This is a genomic window from Lysobacter soli, from assembly GCF_003382285.1.
GTDB lineage: Bacteria > Pseudomonadota > Gammaproteobacteria > Xanthomonadales > Xanthomonadaceae > Lysobacter_J > Lysobacter_J soli.
Genome location: NZ_QTJR01000003.1, coordinates 86,274 through 110,608, shown reverse-complemented (window position 1 = coordinate 110,608; position 24,335 = coordinate 86,274). Strand labels below are relative to the sequence as shown.

Here is a 24,335-nt window from a genome sequence, read left to right as displayed (position 1 = left end):
AGGGTCGGCCCGCTACGGTCACTGCGCCGGCGTGCCGGCATGGCGCGTCGCGACGCCGCGCGAAGCACGCGAGGTGCGCGGCACCAGCATCGGCACATCGCGGCGGTATTGCGCGTACTCCGGCAGCGCATCGAGCAGGTCGCGTTCCTCCAGGCGGATGGCGATGAGGATGTAGGCCGTCGTCATCAGTGCGAACACCAGGTGCGTCACCGTCATCGTCGGCGTCGCCCAGAACGCGAAGAACCAGCCGACATACAGCGGGTGGCGCACGATCCGGTACGGGCCGGGCGTCTTGAAAGGCAGCGGACGATACGGGCGGCCGCGGAACTGCAGCCAGACCTGGCGCAGGCCGAACAGGTCGAAATGATTGATCAGGAACGTCGACACCAGCACCAGCGCCCAGCCGAACGCGAAGGCGGCGTACAGCAGGACGCGGCCGACCTCGTTCTCGACGTGCCACACGATGCCGCCGAGCGGACGCCACAGCCAGAACAGCACGATCAGCGCGACGCTCGACAGCAACGTGTAGGTGCTGCGTTCGGCGGATTCGGGAATCACGCGCGTCCATGCGCGCTTGAACGCCGGCCGCGCCATCACGCTGTGCTGAAGCGCGAAAAGTGCGAGCAGGCCCAGGTTTATCGCCAGCGCGACAGGCAGGCTCGTGTCGCGGGGCGAGTCCATGGACTTCGGCACCCCGAAACCGCCGACGAAGCCGATCGCGTACAGGAACGTCGCGAAGAACACCGCGTAGCACGCCACGCCGTAGAGCAGGATCAACCGTCGCTTCATGACAGCCTCGAAAGCCCCGGGGGAAAGTGCCCGCAGCATCCTCCTGCGCGCGGCGCGGCCATAGGGGACGGACGTCCCGCCGTTTGCCCGGCGCGGGCGCTACCGGGTGAGGTTTGTCCCGACTAGACTGGCGGCGGGCACGACGAAGGCTTTCGACCATGAAGCAGTCGATCCGTTACCTCACCAGCCCCGAGGGCACGCGCATCGCGTGGTCGTCGATGGGGTCGGGCGTCACGCTGGTGAAGGCCGCCAACTGGCTCAGCCACCTCGAGTACGACCTCGAAAGCCCGATCTGGCAGCACTGGACGCGTTTCTTCGGCAGCCACTTCCATTTCATCCGCTATGACGAGCGCGGCTGCGGCATGACCGGCGGCGATCCACGCGGCCTGTCGCTGCCCAACTGGCTGGGCGATCTGGAGAGCGTGGTCGATGCGGCCGGCCTCGACGAACCGTTCGCCTTGATGGGTATTTCGCAGGGCGCGGCAGCCTGCCTCGCGTATGCAGTGAAATACCCGCGCCGCGTTTCGAAGCTGCTGCTGTACGGCGGCTACGCGCGTGGCGCGTACGAGCGCGACAACCCGGAAGCCGCGCGCATGTACCGGGCCATCGTCGACATCGCGCGTGGCGGCTGGAACGACCAGAACCCCGTGTTCCGGCAGGTGTTCACCGCGCGCTTCATTCCCGACGCCACCGACGCGCAGGTGCAGTGGTTCAACGAACTCGCGCGCACCACGACCACCGCCGAGGCCGCGGGCGCGCTGCTGGAGGCCCGCGCGCACATCAACGTGATCGATCTGCTGCCGCAGGTGACGGTGCCGACGCTGGTGCTGCACAGCCGCCAGGACGGCGTGGTGCCGCTGGAGGAAGGCCGGCTGCTCGCGGCGAGCATTCCCGGTGCGCGCTTCGTCGAACTGGAGTCGCGCAACCACGTCCTGCTGGAAAGCGAATCCGCGTGGACGCGTTTTCGCGAGGAGACGCTGCAATTCCTCGGAGGCGAACCGACAGACCGACTTGCCGCACTGACCGAGCGGGAGCGCATGATCGTCCAGCGCCTGGTCGCCGGTTGCACCAATGCCGAGATCGCCGCGTCGCTGTTCATCAGCGACAAGACGGTGCGAAACACGTTGACACGCATCTTCGGGAAACTCGGTGTGCGGTCGCGCACGCAGGCGATGGCGTTGCTGCGCGACGGCGGGGTGCTCGACCGTTAGGGCCGGCGGACGTTCACGGTGTGGGATTTCCGTCCGATGCGGTGGTATCCCGGTCCGCACGCACGCTGGCGCTACGCGCAACGGATTCTTCGGTCACGTACACGTTCGGCCCGCCTCGCCCCGATTGCGGATCGACTCCGTGCACCGTGCACGACGACGCGGCCTGCAGGCGGCGGAGCACATCGACGGTGACGCCGAACGCCTCGGCCTGCTGCGCCGGTTCGAGTGCTTCGGGCTGGCTCGCCGCGTTCTCGCGATTGGTCAACGCATGCCAACGCGCGACGGCAAACGTGACCAGCCACAACACGAGCAGGGCGACCACCTTCAGGAAGGGCAGCGTATCGCGCACCATCTCGCCCGGCGGCCATGGCGGAGGCACGTCGACGCCGAGCACGCGCAGTGCGTAGTACGCGGCCATCCATGGCAGGTCGCGGATCACGTAGAGCAGTACGCCCCACGCGAACAGCGTCGCCGCCGTATCGCGGACCACGACCCACCGCGGCAGGTGGCCGGAATCGATGAGGGGAGGCCATCTCATTCGCGGAATCCCCGGTCGGGACTGATCCAACGCCCGCGCGGACCTCGCCGGAAGATCGCGCGGGGCAGGCCGACCACGGCCGTCGTCGCCTGCAGCAGCCAGAAGACGATCGGGTACCACACCACCCAGAACAGCGTGCGCATGATCCCGTGCTCGTAACCGCGATCCAGGCTCGCCGCGACCATCGCCTGCAGAAGGTAATGGAACGCCAGCACCATCCCGGCCTGTCCCGGGAAGAAGCCGAATCCTTCCAGCGTCAGGAAGTGGCCCAGCCGCAGTCCGCCCATCCACCAGATCACCAGCATGGCGAGCATCGAATACGCCCAGAGCATCGACACGAACCAGTTCAGCCAGATCGGCCACATGCGCAGGCCGCGCCTGCGGAACAGAGCGGGAATCGCGCGCAGCGCGACGTCGGTGCCGCCCTCGCTCCACCGCAGCCGCTGATGCCACAGTCCGCGCACGGTTTCCGGCGTGAGGATCCACGCCATCGCCTTGGGCTCGAACGCCATCCGCCATCCCGACATCTGCAACCGCCAGCTGATGTCCACGTCGTCGGTGATCGTGTGCGGCGACCAGCCGCCGACATCGTGCAGCGCCCGCTTGCGGAACGCGCAGATCGCACCCGATGCGGTGAACAGCGTTCCGTACACGCTCTGCGCGCGTTTGATCAGGCCCACGATGCTGGAGAACTCGCCCACCTGCAGGCGCCCGATCACGCTGGTGCGGTTGCGGATGCGCGGATTGCCGGTGAGGCCACCGATGAGTGGATCGTTCTGGAACCGTCGCACGAACCACGTCAGCGCATGCGGGTCCATCAGCGTGTCGCCGTCGATGCAGGCGACGAGTTCATGCCGCGCGGCCAGCGCGCCGAAGTTCATCGCCGTCGCCTTTCCTCCGTTGTTCGCCATGCGCACCACGCGCAGGCGCGGATACCGCGCCGCGAGCCGGACAAGCCGTTCGGCGGTGTCGTCGCTGGAGCCGTCGTCGATGGCGACGATCTCGAAGTCGGGATAGGCCAAGCGGGCCAGCGCCGCAATGGTTTCGTCCACCTGGCGCGACTCGTTGTAGCAGGGCACCAGCACCGACACGGGCGGATAGTCCGCAAGCGTCGGCGGCTGGTCGAACGGCGGCTCGCGTCGTTCGCGCAGCACCTGGAACATCACGCCGCCGACGATCCAGTACCACGCCATCACGTAGGGATAGCCGAAACAGAGCGCTGCGAGCACGAGTTCGAGCGTGAATTCGTTCATGGCACGCGATCCTGCACGGGTGGGAAGCGCCGCGCGGATACGAATGGCGCGATTGCCTGCGCGTCCGCGGGCGTTGCAAGCGCATCGTCAGGGCCCCACGCGATCACGGTGCCGCCGTTGATCTGGAACGTACGTGCCGATAGCGCGAGGTCGTGCGTCGAGCGCGACGACGCGTCTGGCATGCGCAGGAAAAGACCGACCCGTCGCGCGAATGCGGGAGGCGGTGCGGCATCGTCAGTGGTTGCGTCGGGCGTTCGCGGAACCAGCGTCACTTCGGCGAGCGACGAAGGACGATCGAAACCGTGACCCTCCGGCGCCAGCCAGTACGCCTGCAGGCCCGGTCGCATGCGTTCTGCCGCGAGGAAGGCACGCATCGCCGTCGCATCGGCGTCCGGCCAGCCGGTGAAGCGTTCGGCCTCGCGCCGCCGTGCGACGTCCCATGGAGACTCGTCCGCCCGTGCGGTCGCGTTGTCCAGCGAAGGCACGTCTTCCAGCACCAGGCCCTCGAATGGCACGTGGACGGCGAGGTCGCGATACAGCGCGACTGCACGCTGCGGATCGCCAACGCGGCGCAGCACGGCCGCATGCGGCAGGCGGACGATGACGTCCACGCCGGCGCGCGCACGCATCTGCGCCGCGAATCGCCCCAAGACGTCGGCGCGCACTGGCAGCTGGGCATTGGGGAACCATGTGGAGTCCAGCCGCCCGTCCGCCGACACCGTACCCGCGTCGAGCATCGCGTGCGTGGCGCCGAGCGCGACGAGGCGCTCGATCGCGCGACCGAGTCGGGCATCGGTCTCCGTGGCGTCGCCGCCGACCAGCTGCGCGGGATCGATCGCGACGACGCGGCGCGCAGAGGGCCACGGGTCGCGCAGCCGCAGGTTCGACACCCACGTCGACAGGTCCGGGTCGCCCGTGGGGAGGAAACGTTCGATCGCGAACGGCCGCGTTGCGTCGGCCGGCCCGGGTTCCAGCGTCATGGCGAAGGCGAAGCCGATCTCCTTCGCGATCGCAAGCGTTTCCTCGTTGTAGCGACCGTACGGCCACACGAGCGCGCGCGGCTCGCGACGCAGTTCCACGCGCATCCGCTCCCGCGAGCGCAACAGGTCGGCGCGGATGCGTGCGCGGAACGCGTCGTCGCCCTCGTAAGCGCCGTCGGAGAAAATGCGGTTCTGCCCGGCCGGCAGGAGGTTGCCTTGCGGATTGGCGCGCACCACGGTGTGCAGCGCATCGCTGTGCGAGGCGAATTCCACCCAGCCCGATGCCTGCATTTCGCGCGCCTGTCTCCAGCTGATGAATGCCGAACGGGGCAGGGTGCGTTCGCCGTAGCGAACCGTGCCGTCCGCAGGAACGTCCATCCACGCGCCGACCAGCGCCACGACGACGGGCACGCGGTATGCCAGCGCCAGCGGATACACGCGCGTGTAGGCGCTGGCGAGCCCGTCATCGACGGTAATGAGCACCGCCTTGGGCGGCAACGGCGCGATGCCGCGTCGCGCGCGATCGATATCGTCCAGCGACACCGCCGTCCAGCCGTTGCCGGTGAGCCATTCCAGCAACGCGACGAAGCGGTCGCTCGTGATGCTGTCTTCGTCAAGCTGGGCGGGCGTGTCCACCACGTCGTGGAGCGCGATGGCCACGAACGCGGTTCCGTCGCCGTTGCGGGGTTTGGCCGCATGCAGCGCGCTGCCCGCGATCATCGCGACGAAGACGAGCAGAGATGCGATGCAGTAGCCGAAGCGCTTCATCGTCAGAACCTATGGTCCAGGCGCACGTAGAGGCTCACCGAGCGCTCCATGTCGCCGTCGTAGGCCTGCCAGCCGCACGCCACGCCGTACTGCCATTCGGTGCGCGGATCGTGCCGGTAGACCTGTCCGTACTCGATGCTGCCGACGGCATCGTGCCCGTAACCGGATTGCCAGTAATCGCCGATCGTCGCGATGAGCCGTTGCCCCAGGCTGCGTTCGTACCGGCGCCACAGGCGATGGCGCAGGTCGGCCGTGAGCGACACCGAACGGTCGCGCTCGGGATTGAAATACGGCGCGTCGCGCAGCGAGTTCTTCGACGCGTACACCGCCGGGCGCAGCACCAGTTCCAGCCCGGGGCGATCGACGACGACACTGGCGAAATCGAGCGTACCTTCCCAGCGGCGGTTGCCGTCCGTGAAATCCAGCGTGCTCGCCGACAGCGACGCCACGGCCGATTCGCTCCATGCATGCGTCGCACTGACCCTGGCGGCATCGGCGCGAATCCCGGCTTCGACGGCGCGCAGCGGCGTGGCCGATGAAAACGCCTCGTAACCGGCGCCGAAGGTCCAGTGATCGCCAGGTTGCCATTCGACGCTGGCGTCGGCGCCGCCGTGCGACAGCAGGCCGTGGTTCGACCACGCGACCAGTTCGAACGTCACGTCGGGCCATCGCCCTTCGATGCCGGCGCCGTAACGGTTGCGCGTGAGCCGGTCGTCGTCCGGTTCGTCGACTTCCCGTTCCGCCGCGGCGAGCAGTCGCCAGCGCTCGCCCAGCGGTGGCGTGTAGGCGCGTGCGGATGCGGTCAGTCCGCTGCCCGGCGCGTTCGACCCACCGCCATCCGCGCGACGCGGCTGGATCGACACCGACAGCTGCGCGCCGTGGTAGGCGTCGATTTCGTCCTGCAGGCGTTGCAGTCGCGTGTTTTCGGGTTGGATCGCCGCGAGTGACTGCACCCGCGCTTCGGCCGCCCTCCACTGACGCCGGTTGAATTGCGCCTCCGCCAGCGCGATGCCGATGGTGGCGTCGTCCGGTGCGAGGCTCTGCGCGATGCGGATCTCGTCGTGCGCGAGGCGCGGCCAGCCGCGCGCGCTCGCGATTTCGCCCTGTTCCAGCCGCAGATGCGGCGGGGCCGGCGCCTGTTGCGCGATGGGATGGAGCACGCGCCATGCTTCGTAGGGCATGTCGCCGTAGCGGCGCGATTGCGACCACAGGATCTGCGTGTCGAGCCAGTCGGGATCGGGTTTCGGGCGCTGCGAGATGCCGGATCGGCGGGTCGGCGTCGACTTCGCCGCGAGCGCATCGATCGTCGCGAACGCTCCACCGAAATCCTCCGACTCGATTTGCGCATAGAACAGCCCGATGCGTGCCTCGCGGTTCGTCGCGTCCTGTGCGAGCACATCGCGATATGCGACAAGTGCGTCTTCCGGCCGACGCAGCGCGAGCAGCGCCTCGGCCTGCGCCTGCCGCACGTAGGGCGGCAGCGGGCCGCCCATCTGCAGCGCTTCGGCCATCGCCAGCGCATCGGCCCAGCGCTCGCGATCGCGCAACGCGACGACGAGGTCGCCCTGAAGCCGTCGTTCGAGGCCAACGTCACGCACCGGCATCGCGCGCGCTTCGACGAGCAGTGCGTCCAGTGTCGCGATCGCGGCATCGGTTGTCTCGAAGCGACGCGTCGGATCGAGCGACACCTGCGCGCCCCATCGCACGGCTTCGGCGGCCATGCGGCTGCGCACGCCGATGTCGGCGTCCGGTCCGAGTACACGCGCCGCGGCCTGCGGCGCGCCCAGTTCCATCAACACGTCGGCCACGGCGCGGCGCGCATCACGATCGCCGGGACGCTCCTGGAGTGCGAGCGAGAACTCGCGCAATGCAGCGTGGCGATCGCCGGCGCGAAGCAGGACGCGTCCCTGCTGCATGCGCGCATCGAACGACGGCGATGCATCCCGTTCGGCCGCACGAACGCCGGCCATGGCGATGGCCGACAGCAGCAACGACAACGCCAGTCGAACTGCAGCGTCCATTCGCGGGACCGACCTTGGTTCCTCGGCCCAGAAGCGCCGAGCGGCGTTATGCGGGCGTGAAATGAACCCGAGTGGGGCACAGCGTCCGGACGCCACACCCGGACGCTGGGGCGGTAGCTCAGTGGCTGGCCAGGAACGGCAGGATCACGTCCAGCGCCTGCTGCGGTTGTTCTTCCATGATCCAGTGGCCGGAGTTCTCGATGACGGCGCCGTCGACGTTCGTCGCGACGTACTCCAGTTCGGTCTTCATGTTGGCGCCGTAGGACTTGTCGCCGCCGATCGCCAGCACCGGAATGGTGAGCTTGCCGGCCTTCGCGAAGGTCGCCTTGTTCTCTTCTGCATCGCGCGAGAACGCCTCGAACTGCCCGCCGAACGCGTTGTGGATCGCGCCTGGGCGTGCATAGAGTTCCGCGTAGTGCTGGCGCGTGGCTTCGTCGATGCGCGAAGGATCGCCGCCCAGGTCGTTGTAGAACCGGTCCAGCAGGATGCGCTCGCGTCCCGCGACCAGACGCTCCACGTCGGGCCCGCGGAAGTTGAAATGCCACACGCGCGGGTTCACCAGTTGCGCTTCCCACGTGCCCATGCCCGGCAGCGGCGCGTCCATGACGACCCAGGACGTCACGCGGTCCGGGTAGCGCGTGGCCAGCGCATAGCCGACCATGTTGCCGATGTCGTGCGTCACCAGCTGCACCTTCTTCACCTTGAGCTGGTCGAGCATCGCGGCGAGATCGCGCGCCTGCGCGGCCTTCTCGTAGCCGGTTTCAGGATGCGACGACAGCCCCATGCCGCGAAGGTCGGGCACGATCACGGTGTGGTCCTTCACCAGTACCGACGCAAGCGGCTCCCACATGTCGCCGGTGTCGCCGAAGCCGTGCAACAGCACCACCGCCGGACCTTTGCCCCCGATGCGGACGTGCTGCGTGCCGTCGGTGACGGCCATCTCGCGTTCGCGGAAGCTGGACGGGTAGGGGCGTACATCGGCGGCGGCTTCGACGAGCGCCAGCGACGAAAGCAGGACCACGGCGAACAACGCACGGACGGTGGACGGCGAGCGGTGCATGGCGATCTCCACGAGAGGTGAGGGTGTCGGCGGTGATGCGATCACCGCAAGGCCATCTGTTTCCAACGTAACGGCGCGGGCCGCGCGGTCATTCCTGTGTCGTCGAGCCGGCAGGCGACACGCGTGGGATGCGCGCCGCCGGCGAAGGTGGCCCGAGCGAGTCGCGCAGGTCGAGCATCGGTTGCTGCGGCACGTTGATCTTTCCCGTCGAGGGGCGGTCGAGATCGACCACCAGCGTGGCGGCCAGCGTGAACAGGATCAGGAGCACCGTCGTCGATTTGCGATGTGCCGCCCGCTCGTAGCCGACCATCGCCGCGGCGAGCAGCGCGAACAGCCAGAGCAGGCGCAGGATGCGTTTGGGAATATGGGCCTGGCGCGTGGCGAAGCGCTCGGCCGCCAGGTCGATGGACTCATTCGTGGTGCTCACCAGCAGCGAGGCGCGCGGCGAATCGCGGAACGGCGCGATGACCGACATCAGCGCGGTCCACAGTTCCGTCTGCAGCGCTTCAGTACGCCTGTACTGGGCCAGTTCCTCGGCGTCCGTCTCGGCCTGCCCGAACGCGACCCGCGCATCGACGTAACGCCGCAGTTGCGCTTCCATGCGCGCGCGGTCGACGTCGTCCAGCATCTGCATGCGCAACCACGTGGTGCCGATCGCGTTGGCTTCCTTCACCACCAGCTCCCTGCGCGCCTCGTAACGCGAGAGCGCGATGGAGAACGTGAAGCCGATCAGCAACGCGAGCAGCCCCAGCACCGACGTCATGGCGAATGCTTCGGACTCGCCGGCTTCCCTCGGGCCCTGGCGCGCCCGCACGAACGCGCCGAGCTCCCGCGCCAGGATCAGGCTGGCGAAGAAGACCAGCGCAAGCACCCACAGCGGTGCATACGGAAACGAAGACGAAAACGACTCCATGCGATCCTCCCCGGAAGTCCACGAACATCGACGGCGCGGCCACCTGCCGCGCCGCCGGCGCCAACGTGCGACTCAGTCGACGGCGAACGCCGCCGCCGCGAGCTTCTCCAGATCGAGGTACTGCGACTTCTCGACCGTCACGCCGACGAACTTGATCTCGCCACCCGTGAACTCGCCGGGCGAGGTGTAGTCCTCGCTCACCGCATCGCCGCTGTCGCGCCCGATGCACAGGCCGTCGCCGGACAGCGTGAATTTGCCCAGCTGCGTGCGCATGTCGCCTTCGGCTTCCACCTGGTCGTTCACGTACAGCTTCGTCCTGCCGAGCGATTCGCCGTGTTCACCGGCCTTCTCGCGCGTGAACTCCATGCCGACCGTGTACTTGCCGGGTTTCAGCACCGTCTTCGACACGAACTTCTGCTCCGGCTTGATGCCGAGGAAGTTGTAGACGTAATGCAGCTTGCCGTCCTTCACGAACAGGCTGTGCCCGCCGAAGCGCGAACCATGCGCGAAGATCACGCCGGAGCACTGGCTGTCCTTGACCTCGATGTCTGCCAGGATCTTGTACGAGCGGCCGCGCACGTTGACCGCGACGCCTTCCGGGACGGGCGAGGTGCCGGGGTAGTAGATGTAGCGCTCGCGCGGCTCTTCCTCCGTCGGACGTTCGACGCCCAACACTTCGGCGGCGCTGCGGTCGTCGAGCGGCAGGACCTTGTTGATCTCGGCTTCGTCGAACCACGCCTTGATCAGTGCGTCCAGCTTGTCGGGATGTTGCGAGGCCAGGTTCGTCGATTCGGAGCGATCCTCGTCGACGTGGTACAGCTCCCACTGGTCCTGGTCGAAATGGCCCTTGCCGGTGAGCGGCGCGTGCAGGGTGGCGGCTTTCCAGCCGTTCTCCCAGATGCCGCGCGTGCCGAGCATCGAATAATACTGGCGCTTCTTCTGCGTCGGCGCATCGGGCTTCGCGTCGAAGGTGTACTTCATTGAGACGCCCGACAGCGGGTACTGCTCGACGCCGCGATACGTTTTCGGCATTTCCAGGCCGCACGCCTCGAGGATCGTCGGCACGATGTCGACGGAGTGGTGGTACTGGTTGCGCACTTCACCCTTGGCGTTGATGCCCTTGGGCCAGTGGATGACCATCGGGCATGCGGTGCCGCCGGCGTACTCGGAGTAGCGCTTGAACATCTGGTACGGGGTGGAGAATGCGACCGCCCAGCCGGTCGGGTAGTGGTTGTAGGTTTCCTGCCCGCCAAGGACGTCGAGGTACTTCAGGTTCTCGGACAGTTCGTCCGGGAAGTTGTTGAAGAACTTGTTCTCGTTGACCGAGCCGCTGGGGCTGCCTTCGCCCGAGGCGCCGTTGTCGGCGCAGTAGAACACCAGCGTGTTGTCGAGCTGGCCGCTTTCTTCCAGATAGTCGATGAGGCGGCCGACCTGCACGTCGGTGTATTCGGAGAAACCGGCGTACACCTCCGCCATGCGCGCGAACAGCCGCTTCTCGTCGTCGTTGAGCGTGTCCCACGGGCGCACCGCGTCGGCCGGATTGGCGACGTCGTCGGGCAGGGGATTGATCGGCGTGAGCTTCGTGCCCTCGGGCAACATGCCTTTCTCGATCATCCGCGCCATCACCCACTCGCGATAAGCCTCGTAGCCGTCGTCGAACTTGCCCTTGTACTTGTCGATGTATTCCTTCGGCGCGTGGTGCGGCGCATGGTTCGCACCGGGGCAGAGCCACATGAACCACGGTTTGGACGGGTTGCTCGCCTTCTGGTCGCGGATCATCTGCAGCGCCTGGTCGACCAGGTCGCGCGAGAGGTGATAGCCCTCGTCGGGCGAATACGGCTGGTCGATGAATTTGTTGTCCTCGGCCAGGTCCGGATACCACTGGTTGGTCTCGCCGCCGAGGAACCCGTAGAAGCGATCGAAGCCCTTCTGCACGGGCCATTCCGAACGGCTCGCGCCGGTCGCGATGTCCTGCTCGGGCACGTTGTGGTCCTTGCCGAGCCAGAACGTGCTAAAGCCGTTTTCCTGCAGCACCTGCCCGATGGTCGCGCATTCGGCCGGCAGGCGACCGCTCCATCCGGGATACCCCTGCGCGCCTTCAGTGATGCACGCCATGGCGTTGAGGTGGTGGTTGCGGCCGGTGAGAAAGGTCGAACGCGTCGGCGAGCACAACGCCGTCGTGTGCCATTGCGTGTACGTCAGGCCGTTGTCGGCAAGCTTCTGCAACGTCGGCATGTTGATGCGACCGCCGTAGGGCTCCCATGCCGCCTGGCCCGTGTCGTCGTAGAGCACGATGAGGATGTTCGGCGCGCCCTTGGGTGCCTTCGCCAATGTGTATGGCGTCCAGTCGGGTTTGGAATCGCGGACGTCGAGCTTGATGACGCCCTTGAACGGCTTGCTGGCCATGCGCTTAGCCTCCTGGCTGGGGTGGGCACGCGTGGCGCCCGTGACGGAAGGTGTCGTGCGGCGTGCGTGTCAGGATTCCAGTCGTTCGTGCGCTTCGTGCTGCTTTCGTCAGTGGGACTTGCGTCGGGCGAGCAGGCGGGCGAAGCCGCCGCGCAGCAGCAGATACGGAACGAAGGCGAGCAGGAGCGCGACGACGATCGCCTCCCACGGATAGAAATGCTTCAGCACGAAGGCCTGGTAGGCGAGGTCCATCACGAGGCCCATCGCGAGGATCTTGCCCGTCGCGTCCAGCCCTTCGAGCAGGCGCGCGCGACGGCGGACCGGATCTGTCATCACGGTCCAGAAATACGGCGAGCGGCCCGTCTCCGCGTCCTTTTTGCCGTCCTTCCAGGCGGCGATGATCGCCATGATCGGTTGCAGCAGGAACCGGAAGGACATCGGTCCCGAAGGCCGCTCGACGATGTCGAGCCAGAAGCGCTTCCACACGCCCGGTTCGGTGAACAGCGCATACGTGCCGAAGCACAGCGCCACGACGCCGAAGCCTATCGCGGCATGGCGGGTCCACTGCCGGATCGCGGGATTCACGGGGTCAGGCCCTTGCCACGATGCATCGCGCACGCGCACGCGAATCCGGCACGAACGTGCGCGTGGGAACCGCCTCCATCCGCATCGCGAACGCCATGTGGGCGATCCGTCCACGCAGGGTGAAACGCGTGTCTACACCTTGTCGCGTGATCGGACGGTCAAACTTCCACGTGCGGCACCTGAAAAAGCGACGCCGCTACGCGCTCAATAGCGCTCTTCGACGTACTTGTACGGGTAATCCGGCGGGGTGTAATCGCCGCGTTTCTGGCGCTTGGGGAACTTCACCTTCTCGCGCGGAAGCTCTTCGTACGGCACGTGTTCGAGCAGGTGCCGGATGATGTTCAATCGCCCGCGGCGCTTGTCGTCGGTGCGTGCGACGTACCACGGTGCGTGCGGCGTGTCGGTGGCGGCGAACATGTCGTCGCGCGCACGCGAGTAGTCGTACCAGCGGCTGTAGGACTTCAGGTCCATCGGCGAGAGCTTCCAGGTCTTGCGGCCGTCGTTGGCGCGTTCCTTCAGGCGGCGCTCCTGTTCCTCCTCGCTCACCTCCAGCCAGTACTTGAGCAGGATCACGCCCGACTTGACGATCGTCTTCTCCATCAGCGGAACGATCTGCAGGAACGTGCGCACCTTGTCCTCGGGCGTGAAGCCCATGACGCGTTCGACGCCGGCGCGGTTGTACCAGCTGCGATCGAAGATCACGATCTCGCCCGCGGCAGGCAGATAGCGCACGTAGCGCTGGATGTACATCTGGCTGCGTTCGCGATCGCTCGGCGCCGGCAGTGCGATGACGCGGAAGACGCGCGAACTCACGCGTTCGGTGATCGCCTTGATGGTGCCGCCCTTGCCAGCGGTGTCGCGGCCTTCGAACACGATGCACACGCGCAGGCCCTTCGCGACCACCCATTGCTGCAGCTTCACCAGTTCGACGTGAAGCCGCTCCAGCTGATCCTCGTACTCGCTGCGCTTCATGCGGCCGGTGTCCTGTTTGGCTGCGGCGGCCTTCGATTCCTCGGGTTTCGCCTTCCCGTGGTTCGTCGAAGCGTGCTTCTTCTTCGCTTCGGTCTTCTTCGCGGCGCGTTTGCCGTTCCCGTCGGGGGATACGGCTTCGGACTTGCTGCGTTTCATGTCGGCGACTCCGCATGACGTGGCGCGGCCGCGGCTGCCTGCAGGCGCGCGACCGCGACTTCAAGGTTGAACAGCATCCGTTCCTCGCCCAGCACCTGGCCCAGCGGTGAGCGCTGGACCATGGCGTAGACCTCGGGATTGAGTTCGGCCAGCACCAGCTGCACGCCCGCGGCGCGATAGCGGCGTTCGGCCTCGACCAGCGCGTTGAGCGCGGAGTACTCCAGGTCGAACAGGCCGGACATATCGATCACGACATAGCGCGGGCGATGCTGCGCGATGAGCGGCCGGATCTTGTCCGCCACGCGTTCGGCGTTCATGAAGAACAGCCGGCCTTCCAGCTTCAGCAGGAGCAGCCCGGGGAAGGTCTCGTCGTCGGGATGCTCGGGCGATGGCGGGCGGAACACGTTCGTGCCGCGCTTGCGGCCGAGCACGCGTACCGGCGGATCGGCGGCCTGCTGCGCGAGCGCCACCAGCGACACCACGATCGCGACCAGAATTCCCTTCAACGTGCCCAGCAGCATCACGCCTGCGAACGCCGCCAGCGCCCACAGGAATTCCGTACGACGCACGCGCAGGATGTCGCGGAAATCGGCCGGGTGGATCAGGCCGATCGAATACACGATGACGAGCGCGGCCAGCGTCGCGTGCGGCATCAGCCCGATCAGCGGCGCGAGAAGCAGCATCGTGGCGACCGTCGCGCCCGCGGTGAACACCTGCGCCATCTGGCTGCGCGCGCCGGCGCGGCGGTTCACCGCCGTCTGCGACATGCCGCCGCCGGACGGCATCGCGCCGAAGAACGCACTGACCGCGTTGCCCGCACCGGTGGCGAGCAGCTCGCGGTTCGCGCGTGGCAGCGGTTCGTGCGGCGCCTGGAATGCACGGCCGACGGCGATGGTTTCGGTGAAGCTCATCAGCGCGATGCCGCACGCGCCGGGCCACAGCTGCTCGACGAGATCGAGGTCGGGCATCGTCAGGTGCGGGAATCCGCTGGGCACCGTGCCGACCAGATCGATGCCGTGGGCCTGCCATCCGAGCAATCCGGCACCCGCGATCGCGGCCGCGACGGCGATCAATGGTGCCGGCCATTGCGGCCGGAAGCGTTCGATCAACGTCAGCAACGCGATGGTGCCGAGGCCCACCGCCAGCGTCGGCCATGACAGGTGCCCGAGCCCGCGCACGACCTCGCCGATGTTGTGCAGGAACGAGCCCTTGTCGAAATGCAGGCCGAGCAGTTTCGGCAGCTGGTCGACGATGATCACCACGCCGATGCCGGCCTTGAATCCCACCAGCACCGGCAACGAGATGAAGTTCGCGACGAAGCCCAGCCGCAGCAGCGACGCGGCGATGAGGATCGCGCCGACCATCAGCGTGAGCGTCGCGGTGACGGTGATGAGCCGCGCCGGGTCGGCGTCGGGCACGATCATCGACAGTTCCGCGCCGGTGAGGATGGCGATGGTCGTCGTCGTGCTGACCGACAACGGCCGCGACGTGCCAAGCAGCACGTACACCAGCATCGGCACGAACGCGGTGTAGAGGCCGACTTCGATCGGCAGGCCGGCGATGGTCGCGTACGCCATCGCCTTCGGGATCACGACCGCAGCGGCGGTGAGCCCCGCGACGACGTCGCCGCGCAGCGGCCTGGTCCCCGGCACGGGCGACTCAGCGACGGCCACGTTCCTGTTCGTTCTCCAGCGCCTTGTTCACGATCTCGGCGTACAACTGCGAGATCCGCGCGCCGAGTTCATGGAACTGCGGATTGCGCTTGACGTACTGCTGGCCGCTCTTCGCATCGTCCAGCGCGGCCTTGAGGAAGGTGATGTCCTCGTCGGTGAGGCACTCGCCCGCATCGACGCGCTGCTTGACCGCGAGCGCGCGAGGAAGCCGGAACCGGAGCAGCCGGTCCAGCAGCGTTTGCAGCACGGCGTCGTCGTGTTCCTCGGGCATGGGGGGCTCCTCGCGGCCACCGCGACATGCCACCACCATAGGACCGGGCTGCGGGCGCCGGTATTGGCCCTTGGCCCACGTGCCCGGACGATCGATGCCCGGATGCGGCGCGCGGCGTTTCCGTCAGCCGCCGATCACGTGCACCTTCGGCTGTCCGTTGACCTGCTCGAAGCGGATCCGATAGGTCAGGGTGACCGCCTGCGGGACGCTCTTGCCGCCAGCGCAACTGGCGTTCGCGCGTTCCTTGTCCTCCACGTTGCGGAAAACGCAGCGCAGCGCGGGATCGAATTTCCACGTCTTCGCCACGGTTTCCGACGCCGCGAGGAACTCGGGTTCGGCATCGGTGGCGCAGTATTCCGATGCGGGCGCCTTGTGGACCACGGTCACCGCGCCCTTCTCGCTGATGCCTACCATCAGGCAGACGGTGCGCGGCGGCAGGTTCTGCGCGAGCAGGCCCTGCGGGTAGTCCGGATGGACGTTCTTCGCGTCGTCCAGCGGCATGAGGAAGGACTCGTTGTCGGCCAGCACCATGCGGTTGTCATGGGCCGCGGCCTTGGCGGCCGGCGCGGGTGCCGATGTCGCGGTGGCCGCGGTCTGGGCGTGCGACGGGGCGGCATGGCCGCAGGCAAGGGCGGCGGTACATCCCAGAGCGATCCACCTGGTCATCTGTCTCTCCCGTTCGAAGGCGTCAGGCCGCGGTTCGGCGGCCACTCGTATAAGCCGAACGCAACGGCCTCGCCCCGACGGCCACGCCGGCGAAGGGGCCAATCTGGCCGAAAGTCCCGCCGGGGCCTGCCGATATCCGGAGAGAGGAGGAGGCCGCCCATGACCGACACGTTTCCCAGCCGACGCCAGCTGATCCTGGGCGTCGTCGCGATCGCATCGCTAGCGGTGCTGGGGTCGATGGCAGTAGCAACCCGCGCGGTGGACGAATGCCGCTCGGCCGTATCGAGCGCGACCACGCCGTACAAGCTCGAAGTCGCGCTGCGCAGCGCGACCTGCCAAGAGGCGCGCAGCCGCTAGGCGTGCGCCATCACGAACGCGCGCAGCGGATTGGCGGGGTCGGACAGCAGCTTCATCGTGAGCAGCAGCGACATGGTCACCAGCAGCGGGCGGATCACCTTGCCGCCCACGCGCATCGCCAGGTGCGCGCCGACCTGGCCGCCGGCAATGCTCGACACCGCCATCAGCAGGCCGACGGTCCACAGCACGTGGCCGCCGATCACCAGCGTGATGAGCGCGGCGATGTTGCTGGAGAGATTGAGGAACTTGGTGTGCGCGGTGGCCGACACCAGCCCCAGTCCGAACAGCGCCACCAGCGCGGTCGTCAGGAACGAGCCCGTACCCGGGCCGAAGAAGCCGTCGTAGAAGCCGATCGCCGAGACGATCGCCACCAGCGCGATCGGCCCCATGCGGCCCTGGCGGTCTTCCTCGCTGGCCTTCGGCGCGAGCAGGAAATACACCACCATCAGGATCAGCAGCATCGGAATCAGGCCCGCCAGGAACGCCGGGTTCAACCGCTGCAACGTCCACGCGCCCAGCGCCGAGCCGACGAACGCGCCGAGCGCGGGCTTCAGGAACCGCCGGAAATCGATGCGCCCCTTGCGCGCGAAGGCGACCACCGCGCTCGCAGTGCCGAAGCTGCTTTGCAGCTTGTTGGTGGCGATGGCGTTGACCGGCGGAATGCCGGCGGCCATCAGCGCGGGGATGGTCAGCAGCCCGCCGCCGCCCGCGATGGCGTCGATGAGACCGGCGACGAAGGCGACCGCCATGAGCAGGGCGATCGTGTCGGTGGCCAGTTCCATCGGGTGTCCGCGCGCGGGGAGGGGCGGGCATTGTAAGCGGGCGTTTCGCGTGGAGGTGCGTTGCGACGCTAGAGCGCCTTTTGCTGTCATTCCCGCGAAGCGGGGACTAGGCCGAAGGTGGGATCGCAGCTTTGCTTTGTTGCTGTCATTCCCGCGAAGGCGGGAATCCATCCTTCAGCGATGGCACGCTTTCCGCCAGCGTGATGCGCCGGAACGATGGATCCCCGCCTTCGCGGGGATGACGGCTGAAAAGCGCGATGACGTCCGCAAAGGAGAGCGCCAGCTTTTGTAGCCCGGGTAAGCGGAGCGCACCCGAGGTGCGCGCAACGATCACCGCCCGTTATACGGCCCCTCGCCGAAGGCGATGTCCCAGCAGAACACCAGCGCGGCGATCATCAGCACGCCGTGGAAGCCGAAGGTCAGCAGCATGCCGAGCGTGAGGCGGCCCAGCGGCATGTCGCTGATGCGCGGGCCCGTGCGCAGGAAGAGCGCGTGGTACGCCAGCAGCGTGAGCCCGGTGCCGAGTGCAATGCGCAGCGTGCGCGTGATCGAGCGCGAGATGCGATGGCGCAGCGCTTCCACTGGGGTTTCAGCACGCACGTCGAGCACTTCGCAGCCGGCTTCGCCCAGTCGCGCGCGGGCGACGCGGGCGGCCAGCTCGGGATCGGCGAAACGCCCGAAAACGCGCGTGCGCGCCTCGCCGGTGCGCGGATCGAGGAAGGTGACGAAGTAGCGGGGTGCGTCCACGGACAGCCTCGGCTGCAGGGGGATGCGCGGCCCGAAGGGGCCGACATCGAGTTTGACGTGGCGAGCGGGCTCGACCGGACATTCGCGCGGGGAGCCGCTAGCGGAAATCCCGCGACGGCGACTGCAGTTCGCCCAGCATCCCGCTCAGGTCGGTCAGGTGGGCGGCGATAAGGTGCTCGACGCCGTCCACACGCTCCCAGCGGCCGCGCACGGACAGCAGCGTGGAATCCAGCAGCGGCTTGCGCTGGCGCGCGGCGAGGTCGGGCCAGACGATCACGTTGATCATCCCGTGCTCGTCTTCCAGCGTGACGAAGATCGTGCCCTTCGCCGTGGCCGGACGCTGGCGCTGCGTGACCAGCCCGGCGACGTGCACGCCGCGGCCGTGGCGCGTGTCGCGCAGCTCGCGCGATCCCTTGATGCGCTGCGCATCCAGGTGCGGGCGCAGCAGCGCCATCGGGTGCGACGACAGGCTCAGGCCCGTGGCGCGGTAATCGGACAGGATTTCCTCGCCGATGCGCGGCGCGGGCAGGGCGATGTCGTCCTCGTCCGGGCTGCCGGGCAGCAGCGGCCGGCGGCGTTCGAGCCCCGCGACCGACCAGCGCGCGTTGTGGCGATGGCCGACCAGGCTTTTCAGCGCGTCGGCCTCGGCCAGCGCCTTGCAGGTCTTCTCGTCCAGTCCGGCGCGCTGACGCAGGTCCTGCAGGTCGGTGAATGCACGACGCGCACGCGCGGCCGCGATCGCCTTGCCCGATGTTTCGGACAGTCCCTTGACCTCCCGCAGCCCGAGGCGGATCACCGGCTGCGTGCGTTCGTCGCCACCGACGAGCGTGCAATCCCAGTCGCTGTGCATGACGTCCACCGGCAGCACGTCGACGGCTTCGCGCATGGCGCGTGCGCGTTCGATCTCGCTGGCGAATTCGTCCGGCGCGCGTCTGGGCGAACCGCGCCGCGCGTCCTGCACGATCTGGCTGGGCGAATAGAAGCCCATCGGCTGCGAATTCAGCAGCGCGCATGCGAACGCCGCCGGTTCGTGGCGCTTGAGCCAGCAGCTCACGTAGACCAGCTTGGCGAACGAGGCCGCGTGGCTCTGCGGGAAACCGTACGAACCGAAGCCCTTGATCTGCTCGAAGATCTGCTCGATGAAGGTTTCGGAATATCCCTTTTTGCGCATGCATTCGCGGATGCGCACGCGATGCGGCTCCATGTCGCCGCCCACGCGCCAGGCGGCCATCGATCGCCGCAGCCGGTCGGCTTCGTCGTCGCTGTAGCCGGCATGCATCACCAGCTCCATCACCTGCTCCTGGAACAGCGGTACGCCGAGCGTGGGCTTGAGGATTTCCTCGACCTCGGGCGACGGATATTCCACCGGTTCCTTGCCCATGCGGCGTCGCAGGTACGGATGCACCATGCCGCCCTGGATCGGTCCCGGTCGCACGATCGCAACTTCGATGACGAGGTCGTAGAACTTCTCGGGTTTCAGGCGCGGCAGCATCGTCATCTGCGCGCGCGATTCGATCTGGAACACGCCCACCGTATCGGCGCGCTGGATCATCGCGTAGGTGGGCTTGTCTTCCTTCGGGACCGTGGCGAGTTCGTAACGTCGGCCGCGGTGTTTTTCCACCAGGTCCAGCGCCTTGCGGATGCAGGTCAGCATGCCCAGGGCCAGACAGTCGACCTTCAGCAGCTTCATCGTCTCCAGATCGTCCTTGTCCCACTGGATGATGGTGCGGTCGTCCATCGCCGCGTTTTCCACCGGCACCACTGTCGACAATGGCGCCTGCGAAATCACGAAGCCGCCGACGTGCTGCGAGAGGTGGCGCGGATGGTTTTCAAGCTGAGCGGTCACGACCAGCACGCGCTGGATCAGCGGGTTTTTCGGATCGAAGCCGGATTCGAGCAGACGCTGTTCCATCTCGGTGCCGGCGTTGCCCCAGCCGTAGCAGCCGGCGAGCAGCGCGACCTGGTCCGGCGGCAAACCAAACGCCTTGGCGACATCGCGCACCGCGCTCTTGCCGCGGTAACGGATCACCGTCGCCGCCAGCGCGGCGCGTTCGCGGCCGTACTTGGTGTAGACGTACTGCAGCACTTCCTCGCGGCGTTCGTGCTCGAAGTCCACGTCGATGTCGGGCGGCTCGTTGCGCTCCTTCGACAGGAAACGCGCCATCAGCAGGCGGCTTTCGGCGGGATCCACCGACGTGATGCCCAGCGCGTAGCACACGGCCGAATTGGCCGAAGACCCGCGCCCCTGGCAGAGGATGTTCCGGCTGTTGGCGAATCGGACGATGTCCTCGACGGTGAGGAAGAACGCCTCGTACTTCAGCTCGGCGATGAGCGCGAGCTCCGATTCGATCTGCCCGACGATCTTCGCCGGAACGCCGTCCGGCCAGCGCCTGCGCATGCCGGCCTGCGTCAGGTTGCGCAGGTGCGAGGCGGGCGTTTCACCGCTTGGCACCAGTTCGAACGGATACTCGTAGTTCAGGTCTTCGTCGAGCTTGAACGTGCAGCGCTCGGCGATTTTCACCGCTGCATCGAGCAGTTCGTGCGGATGGATGTTCGCCAGCGTGCGGCGCGCGCGCAGGTGGCGTTCGCCGTTGCGGAACAGGTGCGCGCCGCATTCGTCCAGCGGCAGGTTGTGCCGGATCGCGGTCATCGTGTCCTGCAGCATGCGCTGGCGACGCGTGGCCATGTGCACGTCGCCGCACGCGACCGGCGTCATGTCGAGCGAATCGGCCAGCGACATCAGCATGCGCAGCCGCGCATCGTCGTCGTCTTCACGATGCAGTTCGACGGCCAGATGCGTGCGCTCGCCGAACACGGTGCGCAGCCAACTTCCGGCCGGTTCGTCCGGAGCTTTGCCCGGCGCGTGATCGGGCAGCCACAGCGCGAACGCGCCGGGGTCGTGGATTCCAAACACCGCTTCCACGTCTGCGCGCGAGAGCTTGTACGTGCCTTTTCCGGCGGCACGGCGCCCGCGCGTGATGAGTTCGCACAATCGCGTGTAGCCGGTGGCGTTTTCGACCAGCAGGACGAAACGCGTGTCGTCGACCAGGCGGAATTCGCTGCCGACGATCAACTTCATGTTGGTCGCCCTGGACGCTTCCAGCCCGCGCACGATGCCGGCGAGCGAGCATTCGTCGGTGATCGCCAGCGCCTGGTAGCCGCAGTGGCGGGCGCGTTCGAACAGTTCCTCCGCGCTGGCCGCACCGCGCAGGAAACTGAAGTCGGACAGGCAATGCAGTTCGGCGTACGGCGGCGCGTCGTCGTCGACGTCGTCGTTGGCCGCGTGGCGAAGGCGCAGGCCAACCTGCAACGCACGCGGCACGCGATCGCCGGGCGTTTCGCGATCCACGCCGTCGATGGCGTCGTCCCAGCTCATGCACGCGTGCTCATGCGAACCAGCCGTGCAGCATCCATTCGCCGCGCTTGCCCGGATCGGCGAACGCCCAGGCGCGCTGGCCCTGCGGGGTTTCCAGCACGTAGTAATCGCGGCGGACGTCGTCGTCGTCCCACCAGCCGCTTTCGAGCCGCTCCGGCCCGGACACGATGCGCAGGCCGGACTGCCGCAGCGGCACCGGATGCTCCAGCAGCCACGTGGGGCGGGGCGGACGCACGGGCGCGGGCGCATTGCACGCGGCGTCCTCGTCGATGCCTGCGGCGCGCCAGGCGCGTTCGGGGCGTGGATCGCCCGTCGGCGCGATGCGGTACACCGCGTCGTCGCCGAGCCGCGCGCGCAGGCGTTCGCGCAGTTGCGGCCACGGCATCGCCTGCGAGGGGCGCGTGTCGAACAGGTCGCGCGCGGCCGGCACGAACGGCGGCAGTTCGCGCGCGAGCAGACGCAGGCCGACGACGGGTTTGTCGATCGACGCCTGTTCCAGCCGGTTGCGTGCGATGTCCATCAGCAGCGATGCGTCGCGCTCGGCGGCGAGCAGGCCGACCTGCACGTCGGTGTGGCTTTTCTCGCGCACGCCGGCCTCGCGCCGGAGCACTTCGTGCTCCAGCCGGATCACGAACCGCTGCACGCCACCGTCGCGCGTGGACAGGTACACGGCGAGGTCGTTGACCAGTCGCCGCAGCGGGAACAACAGCGCCTGGTGGCTTTCGACCTCGTAGCCGAGCTCCACGCGCGAATCGAAATGATCGGGCGGCTGGTAGCAATCCAGCGGATCGTCGGCGATGCCGTAGAGGCGGTCGAGGTGTTCCAGCAGCGGCAGGCCGAAACGGCGCCGGATGCCATCGCGCGGCAGCTCGCGCAGTTCCTTCAGCGAGCCGATGCCCATGCGGTGCAACCGCACGCCGGCTTCATCGGGCAGCGCGGCGCGGCGGATCGGCACGCGATCGAGCGTCGGTGCGAGCGCATTGCGATCGGACAGCGCGTAGCCGTCGCGCAATCCGGCGAACACCTGCGCCGCACGCGGCGTCGGCGCCAGTGCGATGCGGTGCTGGAAGCCGAGTGCGTCGAGTTCGCGACGCAGCTTCGCTTCCAGCTGCGGCCAGGGGCCGAAGAGGCGGAAGCTCGCGCTGGCTTCCAGCACGATCGCGCCCGGCCATTGCGCGCTCACCAGCGAACTGTGCCGGTACGCCCACGCGGCGAGGAAGCGATGCGCGCGCGCGTCGCGCTGTTCGTCGTGATCGCGCAGCGTCGCCTGCGCGCACAGCGCGTTCGCGGCGGTCAGTCGCATGCCGGGGCGCAGGCCGGCTTCGGCCGCGGACGCGTTGACCGACAGCAGCGTGCGCAGTTGTGCCGGCCCGGTGACCAGGGCGAGCGGGTGTGCGCGGTCGTCGACGTCGCGTAGGACGGCGTCGAGCGCCAGGTGCGGCAGGCGGATGCAGGCCCAGAGCACGGCAGGACCTCAGCCGGGCAAGCCGGCGTGCAGCGGTGGCGCGAATCCTTGCGAGGGAACCTGGCCGCCGCGGCATTTGCGGATGCGCCAGTCGTTTTCGACGCGCTCGATGCGCAGCGCGGCGGGCGAGGGGTTGTCGGCGTGTTTGCTGTCGCGCACGGCGAAGCCGAGGCATTCGCCGGTATCGGCGGCCACCTGCAATCGACGCAACGCCGGACCATCGGCATTGGAAGGCCAGCCCAGCACGGCCGAAAACGCGGCGCTGCGCAGGCATTGCTCGAAGGCCCACAGCGCGCTTTTCGAGAGCGGGCCTTTGGAGCCGGCCTGTGCGTTCGTATCGACGATTTCCAGATAGCGAAGATCCACGCCCGCGCGTTGCCACGCCGGCGCATACGGACAGAACGGCGGCGCGATCAGCGCGACGAGGCGGCCGGTCTGCGTCATCCGCGCGATCGTCGGCATCAGCAGCGTCAGTTCGCCCACGCCTTCCACCGGAATCAGCAACTCGCTCAGCGCGCCCTGCGGCCATCCGCCGTGCGGCAGCAGGGCGTCGAGTGCGGCAAAACCCGTCGATTCGCCCAGCGGCGCAGGCGCGGCCTGTCGCCCCGCGCGCCAGACGGTGCGCGCGGACAGCAACGATTCGAGCGGGACAACCTGCGCGCCCATCAGTCGGTGCGCACCAGGCCGCAGTAGAGCCCTTCGATCGCGAAATCGCTGCCGGCTGGCACGTCGATGGGCGGGTAGTCGGGATTGCGCGGCAACAAACGGATGCCGCGCGCGTTGCGCTCCAGGCGCTTGATGGTGATTTCCTCGTCGATGCGCGCGATCACGATCTGTCCGTCGCGCGCATCGCTCGTGCGTTTCACCGCGACCAGATCGCCATCGAAGATGCCTTCCTCGCGCATCGAATCGCCCTGCACGCGCAGCAGGTAGTCCGGCTCGGTGGAGAACAGCGCGCGATCGATGCGGAGTTCGCGTTCGACATGCGCATCGGCACCGATCGGCGCGCCCGCGGCGACGCGGCCGAGGACGGCGAGGGTGAGCCGGTCGTCGTCGCGCTGCGGCTTGGGCCTGGATGTGGCGAGCCGGATCCCGCGCGCCTGGTTCGGACGCACCAGCAGGTGCCCGGCCTGTTCGAGCCGCCGGACGTGCTTGTGCGCCGCGCACGCCTGCCGGAAGCCGAACGCATCGGCGATCTGCTGCAGCGTCGGAGGCAGGCCCTCGGCGTGGGTGTGATCCTGGATGAAGGCGAGGATCTGCGCCTGGCGAGCGGTGAGGTCGGACATCTATACAGCCCTGGTCGAGGTAAAAATCTATTTACCTTCACGGCCGCGGGCAAGCCCGGG

21 protein-coding genes are annotated in these 24,335 nt (G+C 67.8%); 2 read left to right on the top strand and 19 right to left on the bottom strand.

Annotated features, from left to right (window positions below):
• Positions 1 to 18: 18 nt before the first annotated feature.
• Positions 19 to 789, bottom strand: coding sequence for a methanethiol S-methyltransferase (gene mddA, locus DX912_RS06030; protein WP_115841589.1), 771 nt, complete (start codon positions 787 to 789; stop codon positions 19 to 21).
• Positions 790 to 947: 158 nt separating this feature from the next.
• Between mddA and DX912_RS18575 the strand changes: the two genes are divergently transcribed.
• Positions 948 to 2,000 carry an alpha/beta fold hydrolase gene (locus DX912_RS18575; protein WP_115841588.1) on the top strand — a complete coding sequence of 351 codons (1,053 nt, stop codon included), beginning with the start codon at positions 948 to 950 and terminating at the stop codon, positions 1,998 to 2,000.
• Between the two features lie 13 nt (positions 2,001 to 2,013).
• On the opposite strand, the gene DX912_RS06020 is transcribed toward DX912_RS18575, so the two are convergent.
• The 12 genes from DX912_RS06020 to DX912_RS05965 form a co-directional block, all read right to left on the bottom strand.
• On the bottom strand, positions 2,014 to 2,538 hold the full coding sequence (locus DX912_RS06020) for a hypothetical protein (protein ID WP_147298570.1): 525 nt from the start codon (positions 2,536 to 2,538) through the stop codon (positions 2,014 to 2,016).
• Entirely contained in the window at positions 2,535 to 3,791 is a 1,257-nt protein-coding gene (pgaC, locus tag DX912_RS06015) for a poly-beta-1,6-N-acetyl-D-glucosamine synthase (RefSeq protein ID WP_115841586.1), read from the bottom strand. Before pgaC ends, DX912_RS06020 begins: the two co-directional genes overlap by 4 nt.
• Positions 3,788 to 5,539 carry a poly-beta-1,6-N-acetyl-D-glucosamine N-deacetylase PgaB gene (gene pgaB, locus DX912_RS06010; protein ID WP_115841585.1) on the bottom strand — a complete coding sequence of 584 codons (1,752 nt, stop codon included), beginning with the start codon at positions 5,537 to 5,539 and terminating at the stop codon, positions 3,788 to 3,790. The genes pgaC and pgaB overlap by 4 nt, the downstream gene beginning before the upstream one ends.
• Positions 5,540 to 5,541: 2 nt before the next feature.
• The gene (pgaA, locus tag DX912_RS06005) at positions 5,542 to 7,560 is read right to left on the bottom strand and encodes a poly-beta-1,6 N-acetyl-D-glucosamine export porin PgaA (protein WP_115841584.1); all 2,019 of its coding nucleotides are present in this window, start codon (positions 7,558 to 7,560) and stop codon (positions 5,542 to 5,544) included.
• 118 nt (positions 7,561 to 7,678) lie between these two features.
• Positions 7,679 to 8,620: an alpha/beta fold hydrolase gene (locus DX912_RS06000; RefSeq protein ID WP_115841810.1), complete on the bottom strand. Its 942-nt coding sequence runs from the start codon at positions 8,618 to 8,620 to the stop codon at positions 7,679 to 7,681.
• 88 nt (positions 8,621 to 8,708) lie between these two features.
• Positions 8,709 to 9,533 carry a bestrophin-like domain gene (locus DX912_RS05995; protein ID WP_115841583.1) on the bottom strand — a complete coding sequence of 275 codons (825 nt, stop codon included), beginning with the start codon at positions 9,531 to 9,533 and terminating at the stop codon, positions 8,709 to 8,711.
• Between the two features lie 72 nt (positions 9,534 to 9,605).
• On the bottom strand, positions 9,606 to 11,939 hold the full coding sequence (locus DX912_RS05990; protein WP_115841582.1) for an arylsulfatase: 2,334 nt from the start codon (positions 11,937 to 11,939) through the stop codon (positions 9,606 to 9,608).
• 108 nt (positions 11,940 to 12,047) lie between these two features.
• Entirely contained in the window at positions 12,048 to 12,524 is a 477-nt protein-coding gene (locus DX912_RS18500; protein ID WP_220340766.1) for a hypothetical protein, read from the bottom strand.
• A gap of 204 nt (positions 12,525 to 12,728) precedes the next feature.
• Complete coding sequence (gene ppk2 / locus DX912_RS05980; protein WP_115841581.1) at positions 12,729 to 13,652, bottom strand: polyphosphate kinase 2; 924 nt, start codon at positions 13,650 to 13,652, stop codon at positions 12,729 to 12,731.
• The gene (locus DX912_RS05975) at positions 13,649 to 15,325 is read right to left on the bottom strand and encodes a SulP family inorganic anion transporter (protein ID WP_220340765.1); all 1,677 of its coding nucleotides are present in this window, start codon (positions 15,323 to 15,325) and stop codon (positions 13,649 to 13,651) included. The genes ppk2 and DX912_RS05975 overlap by 4 nt, the downstream gene beginning before the upstream one ends.
• Positions 15,312 to 15,596, bottom strand: a complete 285-nt coding sequence (locus DX912_RS05970; protein ID WP_115841580.1) for a hypothetical protein — start codon at positions 15,594 to 15,596, stop codon at positions 15,312 to 15,314. Before DX912_RS05970 ends, DX912_RS05975 begins: the two co-directional genes overlap by 14 nt.
• Before the next feature lie 123 nt (positions 15,597 to 15,719).
• Entirely contained in the window at positions 15,720 to 16,262 is a 543-nt protein-coding gene (locus tag DX912_RS05965; RefSeq protein WP_147298569.1) for a hypothetical protein, read from the bottom strand.
• A gap of 159 nt (positions 16,263 to 16,421) precedes the next feature.
• Between DX912_RS05965 and DX912_RS05960 the strand changes: the two genes are divergently transcribed.
• Positions 16,422 to 16,619, top strand: a complete 198-nt coding sequence (locus DX912_RS05960) for a hypothetical protein (protein WP_115841578.1) — start codon at positions 16,422 to 16,424, stop codon at positions 16,617 to 16,619.
• Here DX912_RS05960 and DX912_RS05955 read toward each other — a convergent pair.
• The 6 genes from DX912_RS05955 to lexA all read right to left on the bottom strand — a co-directional run bounded on the left by DX912_RS05955 (position 16,616) and on the right by lexA (position 24,275).
• A complete protein-coding gene (locus DX912_RS05955; RefSeq protein ID WP_115841577.1) occupies positions 16,616 to 17,401 on the bottom strand; it encodes a TSUP family transporter in 786 nt (261 codons plus the stop codon). The two genes, DX912_RS05960 and DX912_RS05955, sit on opposite strands and share 4 nt — an antisense overlap.
• 330 nt (positions 17,402 to 17,731) lie before the next feature.
• Positions 17,732 to 18,148 (bottom strand): hypothetical protein, encoded by a 417-nt coding sequence (locus DX912_RS05950; RefSeq protein ID WP_115841576.1) that lies wholly within the window; start codon positions 18,146 to 18,148, stop codon positions 17,732 to 17,734.
• 97 nt (positions 18,149 to 18,245) lie between these two features.
• Positions 18,246 to 21,524 carry an error-prone DNA polymerase gene (locus DX912_RS05945; RefSeq protein WP_115841575.1) on the bottom strand — a complete coding sequence of 1,093 codons (3,279 nt, stop codon included), beginning with the start codon at positions 21,522 to 21,524 and terminating at the stop codon, positions 18,246 to 18,248.
• 10 nt (positions 21,525 to 21,534) lie between these two features.
• Positions 21,535 to 22,989 carry a Y-family DNA polymerase gene (locus DX912_RS05940; RefSeq protein ID WP_115841574.1) on the bottom strand — a complete coding sequence of 485 codons (1,455 nt, stop codon included), beginning with the start codon at positions 22,987 to 22,989 and terminating at the stop codon, positions 21,535 to 21,537.
• A 9-nt stretch (positions 22,990 to 22,998) separates the two neighbouring features.
• The gene (gene imuA / locus DX912_RS05935) at positions 22,999 to 23,655 is read right to left on the bottom strand and encodes a translesion DNA synthesis-associated protein ImuA (protein ID WP_115841573.1); all 657 of its coding nucleotides are present in this window, start codon (positions 23,653 to 23,655) and stop codon (positions 22,999 to 23,001) included.
• On the bottom strand, positions 23,655 to 24,275 hold the full coding sequence (gene lexA, locus DX912_RS05930; RefSeq protein WP_115841572.1) for a transcriptional repressor LexA: 621 nt from the start codon (positions 24,273 to 24,275) through the stop codon (positions 23,655 to 23,657). The genes imuA and lexA overlap by 1 nt, the downstream gene beginning before the upstream one ends.
• Between the last annotated feature and the right edge of the window lie 60 nt (positions 24,276 to 24,335).

Coding starts and splice junctions, on each gene's coding strand:
- DX912_RS05970 (WP_115841580.1), bottom strand. CDS start 15,596: ATGCCCGAGGAACACGACGACGCCGTGCTGCAAACGCTGCTGGACCGG.
- DX912_RS05995 (WP_115841583.1), bottom strand. CDS start 9,533: ATGGAGTCGTTTTCGTCTTCGTTTCCGTATGCACCGCTGTGGGTGCTT.
- lexA (WP_115841572.1), bottom strand. CDS start 24,275: ATGTCCGACCTCACCGCTCGCCAGGCGCAGATCCTCGCCTTCATCCAG.
- DX912_RS05990 (WP_115841582.1), bottom strand. CDS start 11,939: ATGGCCAGCAAGCCGTTCAAGGGCGTCATCAAGCTCGACGTCCGCGAT.
- ppk2 (WP_115841581.1), bottom strand. CDS start 13,652: ATGAAACGCAGCAAGTCCGAAGCCGTATCCCCCGACGGGAACGGCAAA.
- DX912_RS18575 (WP_115841588.1), top strand. CDS start 948: ATGAAGCAGTCGATCCGTTACCTCACCAGCCCCGAGGGCACGCGCATC.
- DX912_RS05965 (WP_147298569.1), bottom strand. CDS start 16,262: ATGACCAGGTGGATCGCTCTGGGATGTACCGCCGCCCTTGCCTGCGGC.
- DX912_RS06020 (WP_147298570.1), bottom strand. CDS start 2,538: ATGAGATGGCCTCCCCTCATCGATTCCGGCCACCTGCCGCGGTGGGTC.
- DX912_RS06000 (WP_115841810.1), bottom strand. CDS start 8,620: ATGCACCGCTCGCCGTCCACCGTCCGTGCGTTGTTCGCCGTGGTCCTG.
- mddA (WP_115841589.1), bottom strand. CDS start 789: ATGAAGCGACGGTTGATCCTGCTCTACGGCGTGGCGTGCTACGCGGTG.
- pgaA (WP_115841584.1), bottom strand. CDS start 7,560: ATGGACGCTGCAGTTCGACTGGCGTTGTCGTTGCTGCTGTCGGCCATC.
- imuA (WP_115841573.1), bottom strand. CDS start 23,655: ATGGGCGCGCAGGTTGTCCCGCTCGAATCGTTGCTGTCCGCGCGCACC.
- DX912_RS05955 (WP_115841577.1), bottom strand. CDS start 17,401: ATGGAACTGGCCACCGACACGATCGCCCTGCTCATGGCGGTCGCCTTC.
- DX912_RS05945 (WP_115841575.1), bottom strand. CDS start 21,524: ATGAGCTGGGACGACGCCATCGACGGCGTGGATCGCGAAACGCCCGGC.
- DX912_RS05960 (WP_115841578.1), top strand. CDS start 16,422: ATGACCGACACGTTTCCCAGCCGACGCCAGCTGATCCTGGGCGTCGTC.
- pgaB (WP_115841585.1), bottom strand. CDS start 5,539: ATGAAGCGCTTCGGCTACTGCATCGCATCTCTGCTCGTCTTCGTCGCG.
- pgaC (WP_115841586.1), bottom strand. CDS start 3,791: ATGAACGAATTCACGCTCGAACTCGTGCTCGCAGCGCTCTGTTTCGGC.